This is a genomic window from Amycolatopsis sp. lyj-112, assembly GCF_046549055.1.
In the GTDB taxonomy this organism is placed as follows: domain Bacteria; phylum Actinomycetota; class Actinomycetes; order Mycobacteriales; family Pseudonocardiaceae; genus Amycolatopsis.
The window spans coordinates 189,626-205,801 of sequence record NZ_JAJPWS010000013.1 but is presented as its reverse complement, the minus strand read 5'-3'; the positions used below and the strand labels follow the sequence as shown (position 1 = coordinate 205,801).

Here is a 16,176-nt window from a genome sequence, read left to right as displayed (position 1 = left end):
CGACGGTCTTCACGAAGGTCTCGCAAAACCCAGGCCTCACGAGTGCTCACCCGCCAGCAGCCACCACATCCAAGCCTGCCAAACCCAGCTCGAACACAACCCATTAGGCCTCCTTGAGGGACTCTGAGTCCCTCAAGGAGGCCTTCACGGACTTTCGGGGCTGTCAAGCGGGAGGGTGCGGGGTTTCGTGGGGTGGGAGTGGCGCTCAGCATGTGGGCGGGTCTCAAGTGGCGTGATTAGCGTGAATCGGGTCGGCGCAAGTAAAAGCGCGCCCCGTTCCCCGCTGGAGGCCACCCGGTGTCCCGATCCGCCGCCACGTCCGCACTGGCCTTGTCCGCCCTGTTCCTCACCGCCTGCTCGTCCGCCGGCGGTTCCACGGGCGCCGACGCCGGGCCGCCCAAACCAGGCGGCACGCTGCGCCTGGGCATTTCGTCGAGCCCCGACTGCATCGACCCGCAGCAGGTCGGCACGAACGCTTCCCTCAACGTCGGCGCCAGCTGGTCGATTCGCTGACCGACCAGGATCCGTCCACCGACGCGATCAAGGCCCTCGGCCCGAAATCCCAGCTCGGCTCCGGCTACCTGGCCGTCTACAAGGGAACGACGGTCGTCGACCCGAAGACGGTGAAGATCGATTTCTCCGTTCCCAGCGCCCAATTCCTGCAAGCCAGCTCGACGATGTCGCTCGGGCACGCTGCCGTCGTGGCTCGACGGCCGTGACCGTCCTCTGGTGTACCTGACGCTGGGCACCGTCGCGTTCGGTGCCACCGAGGTGCTGCGCGCGGCGATCGACGGGCTTTCCCGGCTCCCGGTGGACGTCCTGGTCGCGGCGGGTCCCGGCGATCCGGCCGCTCTCGGTGACGTGCCCGCGAACGTGCACGTCGCCGGGTTCGTGCCGCAGAACGAAGACCTGCCGCGTGCGGACCTCGTGGTGCACCACGGCGGCATCGGGACCGTGCTCGGCTCGCTGTCGGCCGGGCTGCCGCAACTCGTGCTGCCTCAAGGCGCGGATCAGTTCGTCAACGCCGAAGCCTTGGAGACGGTCAACGCCGGGAGGGCGCTGCTCGGCGATCAGATCAAAGCGGACGCCGTCGAAGACCGGGGCTCGCGTGCTCCTCGACGATGGCCGGGTGCGCGAGGTCGCGGAGTTCGCGGCGCGCTAGCTTTCGGAGGTCAGGCGCAGGATCTCGCGGGCGACGAAGTCGTTCTGCCGGAAGGGAATCGCGTTGGTCCGGGGGCGAGTGAACGCTCCGGCGGACCGCGCCGAAGTGTGCGGCCCGAGCGCGAACCGGCGCTGATGCGGACGGCCCTCGCCGTCGAGCATCCGGCCGTCGGAGACCCGGGTGTGGATGCGGCCGGCGAGCAGCCTGTCGCCGGTGACGGTGTCGAGCACGGTCTCCTCACCGAGCGCGCCGCCGTCCCGTAACTGTCGCAAAAGGACGTCGGAGGCGCGGGTGATACTCGGTTCGGGCAGTCGTGCCTCGACGAGCGTGCGCGCCTCGGTCTCGCCAGGAAAGCTGTCCCCGGAGCCGACGAACACCTGACGGTCTTCGTCGGCCGTCACCCGCATGCCCGCGCCCAGGAAGGAAACGATCCCGGCTTCCTGGAGCGCGAGGAGTTCTTCGAGCCGTCGCGGTGGCGGCCCGCTGGCGAAGTACGAGAAGAAGCCCAGGAACCAACCGTCCAAATCAGACAGTTGCGAGGCCGCGTCGAGCCTTCCTGTCTGCAACAACGCGGGAAGCTGACCCATCACGGACAGGAGCGCGGTGAACGCGCCGAGATCCGCGCTGTACTCGGAATCCGCGCGGCGGCTCAGGTCTGCCTCGACGTGCTCACGTAGTTCCTTACCGAACTCCTCGGCCGAGCCGAACCGGACGTTTTCCATCGGGCGGTCGAGCCGGTCGAGATCGAGCCGGTCTTCCGGCGCCGGAACCGCCCGCGCCACCAGCGCGCCGATCTCGCCAGGTGACGTATCCGCGAAGGCGTCGGCGAAGACGGCGAAGTCCATGCGGACCCGTTCGGGATGCGCGGTGAACAGTTCACTGTAGTAGGCCCAGGCCAGTTCTTTCGAGATCAGTGGCCAGACATCGCGGCGGAAGTCGAGCTGTCCGGGTACGGAGCAGAGCCGCTCGATCGCATAGGAGTCGAAGAACCTGGGAAGCTGCAACGGTTTCCCACGCGACCGATAGCCGATCTTCGCGTGGTACGGCACGCCTCGACGCGATCCGATGTGGAGGATGGGCTCGGCGCCGCTGGCGTGGTACTTCAGCCCGCCGCACACCTGCTCTTCGAACCGGCCGCCGCGCCCTTCGGTCAGCAGCAGCATCAGATCGACGAACGCCAGACCGAATCCGCGCACCAGCACGGTTTCCCCGGGATCGATGGCCGAATAGTCGACGTCGGCGGTGTATCCGGCCGGGTAGTAGGCGAGCTCGTTGCGCACGGCGAACTTCGCCAGTTCGCTCTCACGCTCGTCCGGCTCCGCGTCGAGATGCCCGACGGTGAACAGGACGGCGTCCACCTTCAGCGGTTCCGCGCGGTCTTCCAGCCACAACGTCTGCGGCTCGCCGTCTTCGAGCCGCACCGCGCGGGTCCGGTGCTCGACGACGTCGATCCCCGGCGGGAGTTCCGTACGGACCTTACGGTGGAACCAGGCGAGATAAGCACTTTGCAGCCGCCGCGTCGGGAAGTGATCGCTCTGCAGTGCGTCGAGTTCGGCACGCAGGCTGTCGTCGACCTCGGCCGCGAGCGCGCCCGACCGGACAAGGCGGGCCCACTCGATCAGCGAAGGCCCGGGACGCACCGGGCCGTCGATCTTGACCGTGTCGTCGGTGAAGACGGTGACGTCCTCGGGCATCGAGTTCATCCGCAGCAGCGGCGACTGGTCGTATCGCCAGACCCGCCCCGCGCCGGCGGGAAAGGGATCGACGAGATGCACGACCAGCCGCCGCCCGCGGAGCAGCTCGGCGGCGTTCGCGCCGATCCGCTCCAGGACCCCCACCCCACGCGGACCGGCGCCCACCACCGCGAGCACATAGGGCAGGTCTGCGGTCCTCACGAGGCCGAAGCTACGCCCGGATTCCGGCAGGCGTCCGGCTTCTCAAAGGGCGGAACTCGTTGCCACAGCGAGGAGAACAGGCGCAGGCGGTGGCATCTCCGATCGCGCGCGAAGAGGTCGTCAAGCGCGAAGCCCCCGAAGGTCGTCCAGACCGTATCCGCACCGGAAGTGCCGGTGATCGACGACCATTAATCCGATCGGCCTAGTCGTTCACCCGTTCAGAGCACAGGCATCAGCGGGCTTTGTGACGCTGTCAGCGGTACACGGCGCGCACGGCACGGCCTGAGAGCACCTCACGCCGCGCCCTGGCCCGACGCCGGAATCCTCAGCGAACGAGCGCCGCCGGGCCTGGTTTTCCCCTCAACGGGACCGAAAGCACGCGAATCGACGGCGGATCGGCAAGTCACGACCCGGCGGGCGAAGTACGAAAAAGATCTCCAACTCCAGAAACCCGGCGAAAGAACCTAGCCAATCACCAACAGTCAGGAGACACTTACGTGAACGAATGACGCTTCGTGACGAGCTCGTGACCGCGTTACTCTCGGTCACGAGTTTGTCGCGTAATAAGGACCCTATTGGGGGCAGCATGGCTTCGGCCGGACGGGTCACCTACCGCCAGGTGTTCGGTGTAGCCGAGTTCCGCGCGCTCTGGTTCGCCGAACTTTTTTCGATCTTCGGTGATCAACTCGCCCGAGTCGCGCTCTCGGTCCTCGTCTTCACCGAAACCCGCTCCGCGACCCTCACCGGTCTCACCTACGCGCTGACTTACGCCCCGTCGCTGCTCGGCGGCATCTTCCTCACCGGGTTCGCGGACCGCTTCCCCCGGCGGACCGTGATGATGGTCGTCGATCTCGCGCGGGCCGGGGTGATCGCGCTGGTCGCCGTCCCGGTACTGCCGTTCTGGGTGCTGTGCGTGCTGGTCGGCACGGTCTCCCTGCTGAATCCGCCGTTCAAGGCCGCTCAGCTGGCGCTTCTGCCGCAGATCCTCGAAGGCGACCGCTTCGTCGTCGGCATGGCGATCCGCAGCATGACCGTCCAAACGGCACAGCTGGCCGGGTTCGCCGGCGGCGGTTTCCTGCTGACCGCGCTCGAACCCCATCTCGCCCTCGCGCTGGACGCGGTGACGTTCCTGATCTCGGCGGTGTTCGTCCGGATCGGCCTGGCGGCGCGCCCGGCCGCGGCGACCGGCGAGAAGCGCAAGTCGTTCTTCGCTTCGATCGGATCCGGCGGAAAGATCGTCTTCGCCAGCTCAGGGCTGCGCGCGCTGCTGCTGTTCACCTGGCTCATGGGCCTGCTGCCGGTCTACGAAGGGATCGCGGCGCCCTACGTCGCCTCGTCGGGCGGCGGCCCCGAAGTCATCGGCCTGCTGCTGGCCGCCGACCCGGTCGGCAGCGTGATCGGCGCGTTCATCTACTCACGCTGGGTGCCGGCGCACATCAGGCCGAAACTGATCGGGCCGCTTTCGGCACTGACAGCCGTCCCTCTGCTGCTGTGCTTCCTGCAGCCGGGTCCGGTGTCGTCGATCGTGTTGTTCGTGATCTGCGGCGGCTTCGGCACGGTGGCGCTCATGCAGGCGACGGCGTCGCTGACGCTGGCCGTGCCGGACGAGAGCCGCGCTCAGGTGATGGGGCTTTCGAACACCGGGCTGACCACGACGATGGGCGTGAGTCCGCTGATCGGCGGCGTTCTCGCCGACCAGGTCGGCCCGCAGTCGACAGTCGGAATCTTCGGGATTGCGGGATTGGTGCTGACGATCCCGCTGGCACTGGCCTGGTGGCGAGTGCTCGGTAGTGATCCGGATCGATGGCAGGAAAAAGATGCCGCACGCGCAGAACATTGAGGTTCCGCGCGCCGGCTCGATCGCGCGGCCTGCCGGCACGCGCCCCAGTTCACTGATCCCTACCGGCCATCGCTGGCACCTTTCCCTCGACCTCTCAGAGAAAAGTACACACCTAGGGAGCTTGTCGACAGCCCGCAAGTCGGTGGAAGCTGTCGGTAAGTAGGGGGTTTCGGAGAATGACGCAAGAGCCAGGGGGAAAGATGATCACATCGGAGGAACACGCTGGACATCGTTCGGCTCTCACGGTAGCGACGTGGGAGCTGTGGAAACGGCCTAAACACTGGATCGCCTACACCGGGCTGTCCGTGGTGACGATGCTGGCACTGACGGGGGTCTTCGCCGCATCGATTTCGATCACTTCTTCGCAGGTCCTGCTGTGTTTCCTGCTCGCGGGACTGGCGATCGCGCACACCGAGGCGACCCGCCGGATCGAGCGGCAGCGACGCAGCATGAGCGTCACCCCGCACATCAACATGACGTCGGTCTGGGTGCTTCCGGGAGCGATCCTGCTGCCGCCGCAACTGGCCGCGCTTCTCGTGACAGTGATCTACCTGCACCTCGGATACCGCAGCTGGGCGGGCCTCCGGACGGTCAACCCACACCGAACTGTGGCGAACGCCACATCGATGACGCTCACCGCGTTCGCCGCGTGGGCGGCCGTCCACTTCGCCGGCAGCGAGGATCCGACGTCGGTGACCTCGATCTGCGCGGCCAGCCTCGCGTTCTTCCTGATGAACGCCGTCTTCACCGGGACTGGCCTTTACTTCGCAGCTCCGAAGAAGGCTTCGACCCAGACGCTCCTCGGCTCCTGGGACGACAACATCCTCGAGGCCTCCACGGTCTGCATCGGCGGCCTGGTGCTCGCCGTGCTGCCGCACCAGCCGGTGCTCGTGCTGCTCGTCTTCCTGCCGCTCTACCTGCTGCAGCGCTCGGTGCTGATCAAGCAGCTGGAAGAGCTCGCGACGACCGACCAGAAGACCCAGCTGCTCAACGCCACGACCTGGCAGCAGGGCGCCGTCCGCGAGGTCGCCCGCGCCGAGCGCGAGAACGGCCAGTTCGGCGCGCTGATGATCGACCTCGACCACTTCAAGAACATCAACGACACGTACGGCCACCTGGCCGGCGACGACGTCCTCAAGGGCGTCGCGGCGCTGGTCAAGGCCGAAACCCGGGCCCAGGACCTCGCCGGCCGCTTCGGCGGGGAGGAGTTCGTGGTGCTCCTGACATCCTCGTCGAAGCAGGAGGCCGTCGCGGTGGCCGAGCGCATCCGGCAGCGGATCAGCGAGATGGTCATCAAGACCCGGGACAACGAGGGCAACTCGGTGATCATCGAGCAGCGGACGGCGTCGGTCGGCGTCGCGACGTACCCGCTCGACGGTCGTTCGATCGACGACGTGATGGCTTCGGCCGACGCGTCCGTCTACGCGGCCAAACGCAACGGCCGGAACAAGGTCGTCTCGTCGCCGGACCTCGGAAAGGTCACCGAGGAAGCCAGGGAGGCCGTCGCGGCCTGATCGCTACCTCAGCCTTTCCATCACGTCGGTGGCCGCGGTCCGAAGACGCACCACGCCCCCGACGGTGAACTCGGTGAGCAGGTCGATGAGCGCGTCCGAGTCGGGCGGCTCACCGTCCCAGCTCGCCTGGACGAGCGCTTCGGTCATCGCGAAGAACAGGGTGACCAGCGCCTTGTCCGCGCGGCCCGCGTCGACGCCGTGGCGCGCCCAGCGCTGCCTGCTCGCCTCGGTGTAGACCGCGGCGAGCCGCTCCCGCAGGCGGGTGAGGGCCGGGTCGCCCATGCGCTCGGCCTCGCGCAGGACCGGGAACGCCTCGGGGTTCGCCGCGACGAAGGCGAACATGTTGGCGTAGTTGCCGCGCGCCCAGGACCGGAGTTCCGGTTGCGAGAGGTCGAGCGCGGGCGCGCCGATGGCCGCGAAGGCCCGCTCCTCGATATCCGCCGCGACCTGGGCGAACAGCGTCATCCGGTCGCCGAACTGCTCGTAGACGGCCTGCCGGGACACCCCCGCGCGCCGGGCGATCTGCTCGATCGTCGCGGCCTGCGCGCCGTGCACGGCGAAGACACCGGCGGCCGCGCTCAGGACCTTCGCGCGCTGCTCGCCGACGGGGACCTTGCGCGGTCTCCCTCTCGGCGCCGGGCTTGACATTGTGCGCCACCTCACTGACTCTCTTTTTCGACACCCCTGTCGAAAATGTTGCTCAACGAGGAGCAAGCATGCGTCCAGGTTCCCGGCGCGGTGTTTCCGCTGCCGTCTCAGCGGCCACCATCGCGGCTCTGCTGACCTTCGGGGCTCAGCAGGCCACCGCGGCGCCGTCCTTCTACGACCCCCCGTCGCCGCTGCCCGCCGGTGCTCCCGGCGACATCATCCGGCACGAACCGTCCACGTTCTACGTCGATCCCGTGAAACTCATCAAGGCCGACGCCAACGTCCAGCGGATCATGTATCGCAGCACCGACACCCACGGCAGGCCGAACGCCGTGACCGGCACCGTCCTCACCCCGAAGAAGGCGTGGACCGGACGGGGCGAGCGCCCCGTGATCGGTTACGCCGCCGGGACGCAGGGCGTCGGTGACCAGTGCGCGCCGTCGAAAGCGCTCGCCGCGGGCATGGAATACGAAGGGCCCTTCATCGCCGGACTGCTGCTTCGCGGCTACGGCATCGTCGTCACCGACTACGAGGGCCTCGGCACCCCCGGCGTCCACACCTACGTGAACCGCGTCGCCGAGGGCAACGCCGTCCTCGACTCGATCCGGGCGGCGCAGCGCCTGCCCGAAGCGAACCTCCCGGACAGCGGCCCGGTGGCGACCGCGGGCTATTCGCAAGGCGGCGGGGCGTCGGCGTCGGCCGCCGAACTCCAGCCGTCGTACGCGCCCGAACTCGCTCTGAAGGGCTCGTACGCGGGCGCCGTCCCAGCGGATCTGGCCGAGGTCGGCAAGAACATCGACGGGCACTACGCGTTCGGATTCCTCGGCTTCACGCTGGTCAGCATGGACGCCGCGTACCCGGAACTGAACATCGCGGGCGTACTCAACGCCAAGGGCGTCGAAGCGTTCGAGAAGGTCAAGCAGGAGTGCACGGTCGACGCGATCTTCGGGCACGCGTTCACCCAGTCGAAGAACCTGACCAAGGACGGCAGGCCGCTGACCGCGTACCTCGCCGAGGAGCCGTACAAGACCCGGGTCGGCCAGCAGCTCATCGGCTCGCGGAAGCCGGGGCCGCCGACGCTGGTCGTCCACAGCGCACTCGACGACATCGTGCCGTACGCACAGGGTCGGACGATGGCGCGCTCGTGGTGCGCGAAGGGCGCGAAGGTGCAGTTCTCGACTTCGCTCGTCCCGACGCACGTCGGCGGGGCTATCAGAGCGTTCCCGGAGGCTTTCGCTTGGCTTGAGGGACGCTTCGCCGGACTGCCCGCGGTGGGGAACTGCGGGTTGTTCTAGGGGTCCCGGAGGCTATGAACGACTCGTTACTTGCAAATTTTGCAAGTAACGAGTCGTTCATAGCAGCTCACTTGAGGCCGGTCGCCTCAGCAGCGGCGGGGTCCGAGTCGCTGAGGAAGGTCCGGCAGCGGTCGTACTCCTCGGTCTCGCCGATCTTGCCCGCGGCCTTGCCGAGGACGGCGAGCGCGCGCAGGAAGCCCTGGTTCGGGCGGTGCGACCACGGCACCGGGCCGTGGCCCTTCCAGCCGGCGCGGCGAAGCTGGTCGAGACCGCGGTGGTAGCCGGTGCGGGCGTAGGCGTACGCGGCGACGGTCTCGCCGGCGTCGAACGACTTCTCGGCGAGCGTGGCCCAGGCCTCGCTGTAGTCAGGGTGTTCGGCGGCGACGGCGGCCGGGTCGCTCCCGGCGTCGAGCGCCGCCTGCGCGGCGGTGTGCTCGGGAAGGTGCGTCGGCTGGGGGCCGAGGAGGTTCGTCATGCGACCCATTTTCCTCGGGACCTGTGGCTAGAAGAACAGGCTCCCGAGAATGCCCCCACCGGCCAGTACCAGAGCGGCGACGAGTACCGCCGCGACGAGTCGTTTCGGCATCATGGCGGCACACCTTGCCTTGGTTCGCACGCTGGGCGCAAATCCACCACCCCTACGGGTGAACCCTGGTTTTCGACCCCAAATGCCCATCCCGTGATCTGTAGCAGGGAAGATGACTCCATGACAAAGGCGACAGAAGTGACCGGGGACCTTTCGCCGGGTGTCATCCCCCGCAGCCCCATCGCGAAGACGAGGCTGTTCTTCAAGCTCCACTGGCACCGCGGCGCGCCGGGACAGGCGACACCGGATTGGGTGCTGAACTTCTGCTACGGCATGTGGCTCGCGGCGTTCGCCTTCAAGATGGTGGGCTCGTCCTGGGACATGTCGTGGCATTTCATGTGGCTCCGGGACGACCTGGCTCCGCCGCATCTGATCAACACCGTCGGCACGGTGATCATCATGGTGCTCGTCGCGATCCACAGCTACACCGGGATGGGCGCCGACCGCCGCTCGCTCCGGCTGATGCAGATCGGGCTCGTGGTGTTCCTCATCGCGGCACCGCTGGACGTCATCAACCACCGCGTCAACGGCCTCGACCTGACCGCGTGGAGCCCGTCGCACATGATGCTCTACATCGGCACGGGCATCATGCAGGCCGGCGTGATCATGGGCTGGCTGAAGTTCGCCAAGCCGGGCCGGATGCGCACCGGCGTGCTGATCGGCCTGTGGGTGTTCTTCCTGGAGAACACGTTCTTCCCGAACGGCCAGCAGGAGTACGGCATCCTCGGCCTGCGCGCCTGGGAACGCGGAGCGCCCGAGGCCGAGCCCGAGCTGCTGAACTTCGCCGCGAGCCAGATCGGCCACGTCGTCGACCGGGCCGCCGTCGAGCACTTCACGATGCCGATCAACGACTGGGTCTACCCGCTTTGGGGCATCGGCGTGATGGCGCTGATCCTCGCGCTGGCGCGGCACACCACCGGTTTCCGCTGGGCCGGGACGACGGTCGCCGCCCTGTACCTCGCCTACCGCCTGGTGATGTGGCCGCTGCTGCTCGGGATGGGTTTCCCGGTGTCGGTCGTGCCGTTCTACCTGCTCGCCGTCGGCCTCGCGGTGGACCTGACGTTCCGCATCGGACGGGGTCATCCGCTGCTGACGGCCGGTGTCGGCGCGCTGCTGGTGACGGCGTTCGGCTACGGGATGTTGTGGGTGCAGTCGCAGTTCCGGCCGTGGATCCTCGGCGACGCGCATACGGAATCGGCGCCGCCGACCGCCTATTGGACGGCCGTGGTCTGCCTGGTCGGCGTCGGCGTGCTGTGGGCCGCCGCCGGGCCGGGGACGCGTGCGGCGAACTCTTGGCTTGAGCGACGTCGCGCGCGGACCGAGGTTCCCGCCGCCTGACCTCCGCGGGTCAGGCGAGCCACAACGAGGCCAGCGGGAGCGCCATCAGCCGGTCACCGAAGCTGATGGCGCCCTGCCTGCCTGTGTGCAGCACGATTCCCTGGGTGAACTGATCGCCGAGACGGTCGCGCAACTCGGCGAGGCCACGGAAGTCGGCCGCTGTCACCGTGTCCCGCGCCTTCGATTCGATGCCGACGACCTGGCCGTCGTCCCTTTCCAGGACCACGTCCACCTCCGCTCCACCGCTTACCCGCCAGTGGTACAGCCGCACCTCGGCATCGCTCCAGGTCGCTTGCTTGGCCAGCTCGTTGACGATGAAGGTCTCGACAAGCGGTCCCCGTGCCGGAGCCACCGGTTGGGCCAGGGATTCCGGGGACACACCGAGCAAGGAAGCGGCGAGTCCGGTGTCCGTGAGATGGAGCTTGGCGTGCTTTACCGCACGAGAAGTCAGGTTCCGTGACCACGCAGGGAGCCGATGGACCAGGAACACCGCTTCGAGCAATTCGACGTACCTGTTCACCGTCGTCCGATGAAGCCCTGTCTTGCTCGACGTGTTCACGCTGTTGTGCTCTTGCGCGGTGATGGAGGCGAGGTAGGACAGCAAGGCCGTCATGGCACTCGGTTCGTTGACCTTGGCCATCTCCCGAATATCGCGCTCCGCGATGGCTTGTACGTAGGCGCGGAACCAGGCTTTGCGCGCACGCGCGCCACCGAGCAACGCGGGCTCCGGAAATCCACCGCGGCAGATGCGGGTGAAGTAGTCCTTGCGATCGGCGTCCGGCACACCGAGTTCGAGCAGGCGGCCGGGTTCGTCGAAAGCAACATCGATGAATCGCTCGAAGATGCCTTCGAACTCGCCTTGGGAAAAGGGCCAGACGTCGACCACGACACCACGTCCGGCCAAGGACTCCGACAGGCTCGGGGTCGCCAAGAACCGGGTGGAACCTGCGAGAACGTAGCGCCCGGGCCTGCCTTCGGCATCGACCTCGGCCTTGATGGCCCTGATCAACGGGTCTCCCGCCCGTTGCACTTCGTCGATCAGCCTCGGCTCTGAGCCGGTGCCGGCGAAAGCGACGGGATCGGCGATGGCAGCCTGCAGGAGTTGCTCGTCATCGAGGTTGAACGAAGTCCCGCCACGCTGCTCGTGGAGGTGCCTGAGCATGGTCGTTTTGCCGGCCTGGCGCGGACCGTTGAGGATCACGACCCGGAAGCTCGACAGGTACTCCTCGGTGAGGGTGCAGCAGGCTCGCACCAGATCCTGATCGCCCATAGCTCCTCGAGACGTCGTTCATGTACATCTCACAGTACTCTGAACCGACATTTCACGATCGAGTGAACCGACATTTCACAGCAGCAAGAACCGACATAGTGCTGATCTTGACTTGGCACGTTCGGCTGCCCACCGGGGCATGAAAAGGGCCGTTGAGAACGAGTCCTGTCCTCAACGGCCCTCTACATCAGTCAGGTCAGGAGAGCTTGTTGCCCGCCGAACCCAGGGACTGCGCGGCCTCGACGATGCGCGCGGCCATGCCGGTCTCGGCGGCCTTGAGGTAGCTGCGCGGGTCGTAGACCTTCTTGTTGCCGACCTCGCCGTCGATCTTCAGGACGCCGTCGTAGTTCTTGAAGAAGTGTTCCGCGATCGGCCGCGTGAACGCGTACTGCGTGTCGGTGTCGACGTTCATCTTCACGACGCCGTACGACACCGCCTCGCGGATCTCTTCCGGCAGCGAGCCGGAACCGCCGTGGAAGACCAGCTCGAACGGCTTCGACCCGGCCGCGAGGCCGAGCTTCACCGACGCCGCTTCCTGGCCGCCCTTGAGCACGTCCGGACGCAGCTTCACGTTGCCGGGCTTGTAGACGCCGTGCACGTTGCCGAAGGTCGCGGCCAGCAGGTAGCGGCCGTTCTCGCCGGAGCCGAGCGCATCGATCGTCTTCAGGAAGTCGCCCTCGGCGGTGTACAGCTTCTCGTTGATCTCGGCTTCGACGCCGTCTTCCTCACCACCGACGACACCGATCTCGACCTCGAGGATGATGTTCGCGGCCGCGGCCTTGGCGAGCAGTTCCTGCGCGATCTCGAGGTTCTCGTCGAGGTCGATCGCGGAACCGTCCCACATGTGGCTCTGGAACAGCGGGAGCCCGCCGTTCTTGACCCGCTCGGCCGAGATCTCGATCAGCGGGCGGACGAAGCCGTCGAGCTTGTTCTTCGGGCAGTGGTCGGTGTGGAGCGCGACGTTCACGTCGTACTTCGCGGCCACGACCTGCGCGAACTCCGCGAGCGCGACCGAACCGGTCACCATGTCCTTGACCCCTTGGCCGGACGCGAACTCCGCACCGCCGGTGGAGAACTGGATGATCCCGTCGCTCTCCGCCTCGGCGAACCCGCGGAGCGCGGCGTTCAGGGTCTCCGACGAGGTCACGTTGATGGCCGGGTAGGCGAATTCATTCGCCTTCGCCCGGTCGAGCATCTCCGCGTAGACCTCGGGGGTGGCGATGGGCATCGTTTACTCCTCCTCGAAGCAGGCTGGTGCACCTCTCGGCCGCATCGTACGAGGTCGGCCGGGAGGTGCCTACAGCCGTTGCGTCAGAGAAGGACGGCGGCGAGCGCCCGGTAGACCGGCAGCGGGTCCTGGTTCAGTACCTGGACGCCCACGTGGTCCGCACCGGCTTCGATATGCGCGGTGATGCCGCGGGCGATCGTCTCGGCGTCGCCGTGCACGGCGAGCGCGTCGATCAGCCTGTCGCTGCCCTCGCCCGAGAGGTCCTCGTCGGTGAAACCGAGGTTCCGCAGGGAGTTCGTGTAGTTGACCAGGCCCAGGTAGAACTGGACGGTCGGTCGCGCGATGGCGCGGGCCTTCACCGGATCGGTCTCGAGGACGACCTTGTGCTCGGGCAGGAGCAGCGGACCCTCGCCGAGGATTTCGCGCGCCTGGCGGGTGTGCTCGGGCGTCATCAGATACGGGTGGGCTCCCGCTGTGCGGTCTCCTGCGAGTTTGATCACCTTCGGGCCGAGAGCGGCCAGCGCGCGGCCTTCGACGGGCACTCCGGCCGCGTCGAGCGCGTCGAGGTACTCGACCAGGGCGCCGTAAGGCTTCGTGAACTGCGAGGTGTGCTCCGGGTGCCCGGCCCCGACGCCGAGCAGGAAGCGGTCCGGGTGCTTCGCCACGATCCGCTTGTAGGACTCGGCGACCGTGGCCGCGTCGTCCTTCCAGATGTTGACGATGCCGGTGGCGACGGCGATCGACGTCGTCGCGTCGAGCAGTTCCTCCGCCTTCGAGAGGTCACCGTCCGGCGAGCCGCCGAGCCACAGGGTGCCGTAGCCGAGTTCCTCCAGTTCACGTGCGAGCTCCGGAGTGAACACACTCTCGTGCTGCCAGATGCCGATCCTGCCGAGTTCGAGTCCCATGATCCGAGCTAACACCTGTCCCCGCCGTTGTCTTCCCTTAAGTTCGAGACATGGCGAAACTCGGCAACACCGACCTCGACGTCCGGGGGATCAACCTCGGCGGGAACGTCTTCGGCTGGACCGCGGACGAAGAGCAGTCCTTCGCCGTCCTCGACGCCTACACGGCGGCGGGCGGCAACTTCATCGACAGCGCGGACCTGTACTCCGGCGGCGGTTCCGAAACGATCATCGGCACCTGGCTGACGAAACGCGGCCGACGCGACGACGTCGTCATCGCGACCAAGACCGGTATGTGGGACCAGCGGAAAGGGCTTTCCGCGGCGAACATCGCGGCGGCGGCCGAAGATTCGCTGCGCCGGCTCCAGACCGACCACATCGACCTCTACTACGCGCACATCGACGATCCGGAAACCCCGATCGAAGAGACCCTGCAGGCCTTCGACGTGCTCGTGCGCGCCGGCAAGGTCCGCTACATCGCGGCGTCGAACTACTCCGCGGAACGACTGAGCGAAGCACTGTCCATTTCGGACCGCGAGGGTCTGGCGAAGTACGTCGCGCTACAGCCGCACTACAACCTCGTGGAGCGCGGCTACGAAAGCGACCTGGCGCCGACGGTCGAGCGTGAAGGCCTGACAGTCCTGCCGTATTTCGCGCTGGCCAAGGGCTTCCTGGCCGGGAAGTACCGGTCGGCGGACAATCTCGGCGACAGCCCGCGCGCCGCCCGCGCGTCGTCCTATTTGGACGATCGTGGCAAGCGGGTGCTGGCGGCACTGGACGACGTCGCGGCCGCACGGGGTGTCTCGGTCGCGGCGGTCTCGCTGGCGTGGCTGTTCGCGCAGCCGACCGTCACCGCGCCCATCGCGAGCGCCCGCACGGTCGAGCAGCTGAACGATCTCCTGCCCGCCGCCGACCTCGACCTGACCCCCGCCGAGGTCGACACCCTCACCACCGCTTCGCGCTAGAACCCCCGCGTTTCGTCCTCTGGTTGCGGTGGTTCGCACCACGAACTACCGCAACTAGAGGACGAAACGCGTACTTACTTGTGGGTAGCTTACTCCGGGTAGGTTGGGGTACCGTCCGAGCGCAAGGGGCTCGGACGAGGAGGCAACGTGGCCAAGAACAGCGTGAACGGCAAGGTCGTCCTGATCACCGGCGCCGCGAGGGGCATCGGCGCGGGACTCGCCGAACGCCTGGCCGCGCAGGGCGCGAAGGTCGCACTGGTCGGCATCGAGGCGAAGGAGCAGCAGGAGGTCGCCGACAAGATCGGCGACAGCGCCCACGCCTGGGAAGCCGACGTCACCAGCTGGGACGACCTCGAGCGGGCCACCGCCGGCGTCGTCGAACACTTCGGCGGCATCGACGTCGTCATCGCGAACGCCGGTATCGCGACCTCCGGCTTCGTCCGTTCGGTGGACCCGGCCGCCTTCGAGAAGGTGATCGAGGTCGACCTTCTGGGCGTCTGGCGCACCTTCCGCGTCACCCTTCCGCATGTCATCGAGCGCAAGGGTTACCTGCTGGCGATCTCCTCGCTGGCCGCGATCACCCACGCCCCCGGCATGGCCAACTACGCCGCCGCGAAGGCCGGCGTCGAGGCGTTCTCCAACAGCCTCCGCGCCGAAGTCGCCCATCTCGGCGTGAAGGTCGGCGTCGCCCACCCGACCTGGATCCGCACCGACCTCGTCGAGAGCGCCGACCAGCACCCGGTGTTCGGCAAGCTCCGCGCCGGCATGCCGGGCCTGCTCGGCAAGACCTACCCGCTGAAGGTCGCCCTCGACCTTCTCCAGGCCGGCATCAACAAGCGCTCACGCACCATCCACGTCCCGCGCTGGGTCGGCGGGCTCAAGCTCATCCGCGCGTTCCTGCCGCCGATCATCGAGATCGGCTCCCGCGGCCGGATCAAGAAGGCGGATGCGGCCGCACTCGTGGACATCAAGGAGCGCGGCGCGTACGAATCTTCTGTGACCGGTCAGGCAGGCCGGGCCGCCACGAAGAAAGGCTGACCGCATATGTCCCGTCGCGACCAGATCCGCATGACACCCGACGAACTCGCCGCGTACCTCGACGAGCAGAAGGTCATCAACGTCGCGACGATCGGCCCCAACGGACGCCCCCATCTGGCCCCGCTCTGGTACTACCCGTACGAGTCCGGCATCGCGACCTGGACCTACGGCTCGTCCCAGAAGGCGAAGAACCTGGAGCGCGACCCGCGCGCCACGGTGCTCATCGAGGACGGCGAAAGCTACGACAAGCTCCGCGGGATCTCCCTCGAAGCCGACGTCGAGGTCATCACCGATACCCCGAGGGTCACCCAGATGGGTATCACGCTGATGCAGCGCTACGCGGGTGCGAAGCCGGGAGACCCGGTGCCCGACGAACTCGCCGGGTTCATCGGTAAGCAGGCCACGAAGCGAATCGGCCTGATCTTCCGCCCGACCAAGATCGTCAGCTGGGACCATTCGAAGCTCGGCGGAACGTACTGACAAGTAAGTAGTACT

14 protein-coding genes and 1 pseudogene are annotated in these 16,176 nt (G+C 67.3%); 9 read left to right on the top strand and 6 right to left on the bottom strand.

The genetic code is table 11. The annotated features are described in order from the left end of the window. The first annotated feature begins 297 nt into the window (after nucleotides 1-297). Together ACLJRL_RS33320 and ACLJRL_RS33315 are read left to right on the top strand one after the other, a co-directional pair. On the top strand, nucleotides 298-513 hold the full coding sequence (locus ACLJRL_RS33320) for a hypothetical protein (RefSeq protein ID WP_410660311.1): 216 nt from the start codon (nucleotides 298-300) through the stop codon (nucleotides 511-513). A 216-nt stretch (nucleotides 514-729) separates the two neighbouring features. Further along, a pseudogene (locus ACLJRL_RS33315) lies at nucleotides 730-1,035 on the top strand (glycosyltransferase); the annotation flags it as partial. A gap of 123 nt (nucleotides 1,036-1,158) precedes the next feature. On the opposite strand, the gene ACLJRL_RS33310 reads toward ACLJRL_RS33315, so the two are convergent. Next, nucleotides 1,159-3,057, bottom strand: coding sequence for an FAD/NAD(P)-binding protein (locus ACLJRL_RS33310; RefSeq protein ID WP_410660310.1), 1,899 nt, complete (start codon nucleotides 3,055-3,057; stop codon nucleotides 1,159-1,161). Nucleotides 3,058-3,643: 586 nt separating this feature from the next. Between ACLJRL_RS33310 and ACLJRL_RS33305 the strand changes: the two genes are divergently transcribed. Together ACLJRL_RS33305 and ACLJRL_RS33300 are read left to right on the top strand one after the other, a co-directional pair. Next, the gene (locus tag ACLJRL_RS33305; protein ID WP_410660309.1) at nucleotides 3,644-4,897 is read left to right on the top strand and encodes an MFS transporter; all 1,254 of its coding nucleotides are present in this window, start codon (nucleotides 3,644-3,646) and stop codon (nucleotides 4,895-4,897) included. A 200-nt stretch (nucleotides 4,898-5,097) separates the two neighbouring features. Beyond that, on the top strand, nucleotides 5,098-6,411 hold the full coding sequence (locus ACLJRL_RS33300; protein WP_410660308.1) for a GGDEF domain-containing protein: 1,314 nt from the start codon (nucleotides 5,098-5,100) through the stop codon (nucleotides 6,409-6,411). Nucleotides 6,412-6,414: 3 nt separating this feature from the next. Here ACLJRL_RS33300 and ACLJRL_RS33295 read toward each other — a convergent pair whose 3' ends face one another. Then, nucleotides 6,415-7,059 carry a TetR/AcrR family transcriptional regulator gene (locus tag ACLJRL_RS33295; RefSeq protein WP_410660307.1) on the bottom strand — a complete coding sequence of 215 codons (645 nt, stop codon included), beginning with the start codon at nucleotides 7,057-7,059 and terminating at the stop codon, nucleotides 6,415-6,417. Nucleotides 7,060-7,127: 68 nt separating this feature from the next. Between ACLJRL_RS33295 and ACLJRL_RS33290 the strand changes: the two genes are divergently transcribed. Next, complete coding sequence (locus ACLJRL_RS33290; RefSeq protein WP_410660306.1) at nucleotides 7,128-8,354, top strand: lipase family protein; 1,227 nt, start codon at nucleotides 7,128-7,130, stop codon at nucleotides 8,352-8,354. Between the two features lie 67 nt (nucleotides 8,355-8,421). On the opposite strand, the gene ACLJRL_RS33285 is transcribed toward ACLJRL_RS33290, so the two are convergent. After that, the gene (locus tag ACLJRL_RS33285) at nucleotides 8,422-8,829 is read right to left on the bottom strand and encodes a DUF3151 domain-containing protein (protein WP_410660305.1); all 408 of its coding nucleotides are present in this window, start codon (nucleotides 8,827-8,829) and stop codon (nucleotides 8,422-8,424) included. Between the two features lie 231 nt (nucleotides 8,830-9,060). Here ACLJRL_RS33285 and ACLJRL_RS33280 point away from each other — a divergent pair, with 231 nt between their 5' ends. Continuing rightward, entirely contained in the window at nucleotides 9,061-10,278 is a 1,218-nt protein-coding gene (locus ACLJRL_RS33280) for a hypothetical protein (protein WP_410660304.1), read from the top strand. 10 nt (nucleotides 10,279-10,288) lie between these two features. Here the strand turns inward: ACLJRL_RS33280 and ACLJRL_RS33275 are convergent, their stop codons facing one another. From ACLJRL_RS33275 to ACLJRL_RS33265, 3 genes are all read right to left on the bottom strand, one after another. After that, nucleotides 10,289-11,548 carry an ATP-binding protein gene (locus tag ACLJRL_RS33275; RefSeq protein WP_410660303.1) on the bottom strand — a complete coding sequence of 420 codons (1,260 nt, stop codon included), beginning with the start codon at nucleotides 11,546-11,548 and terminating at the stop codon, nucleotides 10,289-10,291. Between the two features lie 196 nt (nucleotides 11,549-11,744). After that, nucleotides 11,745-12,776, bottom strand: a complete 1,032-nt coding sequence (fbaA, locus tag ACLJRL_RS33270) for a class II fructose-bisphosphate aldolase (RefSeq protein WP_410660302.1) — start codon at nucleotides 12,774-12,776, stop codon at nucleotides 11,745-11,747. Nucleotides 12,777-12,859: 83 nt separating this feature from the next. Next, a complete protein-coding gene (locus ACLJRL_RS33265) occupies nucleotides 12,860-13,681 on the bottom strand; it encodes an LLM class F420-dependent oxidoreductase (RefSeq protein WP_410660301.1) in 822 nt (273 codons plus the stop codon). Between the two features lie 50 nt (nucleotides 13,682-13,731). Here ACLJRL_RS33265 and ACLJRL_RS33260 point away from each other — a divergent pair, with 50 nt between their 5' ends. The 3 genes from ACLJRL_RS33260 to ACLJRL_RS33250 all read left to right on the top strand — a co-directional run bounded on the left by ACLJRL_RS33260 (nucleotide 13,732) and on the right by ACLJRL_RS33250 (nucleotide 16,161). Next, nucleotides 13,732-14,643, top strand: a complete 912-nt coding sequence (locus ACLJRL_RS33260) for an aldo/keto reductase (protein ID WP_410660300.1) — start codon at nucleotides 13,732-13,734, stop codon at nucleotides 14,641-14,643. A gap of 147 nt (nucleotides 14,644-14,790) precedes the next feature. Further along, on the top strand, nucleotides 14,791-15,681 hold the full coding sequence (locus tag ACLJRL_RS33255; protein WP_410660299.1) for an SDR family oxidoreductase: 891 nt from the start codon (nucleotides 14,791-14,793) through the stop codon (nucleotides 15,679-15,681). A 6-nt stretch (nucleotides 15,682-15,687) separates the two neighbouring features. Beyond that, a complete protein-coding gene (locus tag ACLJRL_RS33250) occupies nucleotides 15,688-16,161 on the top strand; it encodes a pyridoxamine 5'-phosphate oxidase family protein (protein ID WP_410660298.1) in 474 nt (157 codons plus the stop codon). Nucleotides 16,162-16,176: the final 15 nt, after the last annotated feature.

Bases quoted from the DNA above. Each gene is read 5' to 3' on its own strand.
- ACLJRL_RS33265 (WP_410660301.1), bottom strand. From the start codon at position 13,681: ATGGGACTCGAACTCGGCAGGATCGGCATCTGGCAGCACGAGAGTGTG.
- ACLJRL_RS33275 (WP_410660303.1), bottom strand. From the start codon at position 11,548: ATGGGCGATCAGGATCTGGTGCGAGCCTGCTGCACCCTCACCGAGGAG.
- ACLJRL_RS33280 (WP_410660304.1), top strand. From the start codon at position 9,061: ATGACAAAGGCGACAGAAGTGACCGGGGACCTTTCGCCGGGTGTCATC.
- fbaA (WP_410660302.1), bottom strand. From the start codon at position 12,776: ATGCCCATCGCCACCCCCGAGGTCTACGCGGAGATGCTCGACCGGGCG.
- ACLJRL_RS33285 (WP_410660305.1), bottom strand. From the start codon at position 8,829: ATGACGAACCTCCTCGGCCCCCAGCCGACGCACCTTCCCGAGCACACC.
- ACLJRL_RS33260 (WP_410660300.1), top strand. From the start codon at position 13,732: ATGGCGAAACTCGGCAACACCGACCTCGACGTCCGGGGGATCAACCTC.
- ACLJRL_RS33290 (WP_410660306.1), top strand. From the start codon at position 7,128: ATGCGTCCAGGTTCCCGGCGCGGTGTTTCCGCTGCCGTCTCAGCGGCC.
- ACLJRL_RS33305 (WP_410660309.1), top strand. From the start codon at position 3,644: ATGGCTTCGGCCGGACGGGTCACCTACCGCCAGGTGTTCGGTGTAGCC.
- ACLJRL_RS33300 (WP_410660308.1), top strand. From the start codon at position 5,098: ATGATCACATCGGAGGAACACGCTGGACATCGTTCGGCTCTCACGGTA.
- ACLJRL_RS33250 (WP_410660298.1), top strand. From the start codon at position 15,688: ATGTCCCGTCGCGACCAGATCCGCATGACACCCGACGAACTCGCCGCG.
- ACLJRL_RS33295 (WP_410660307.1), bottom strand. From the start codon at position 7,059: ATGTCAAGCCCGGCGCCGAGAGGGAGACCGCGCAAGGTCCCCGTCGGC.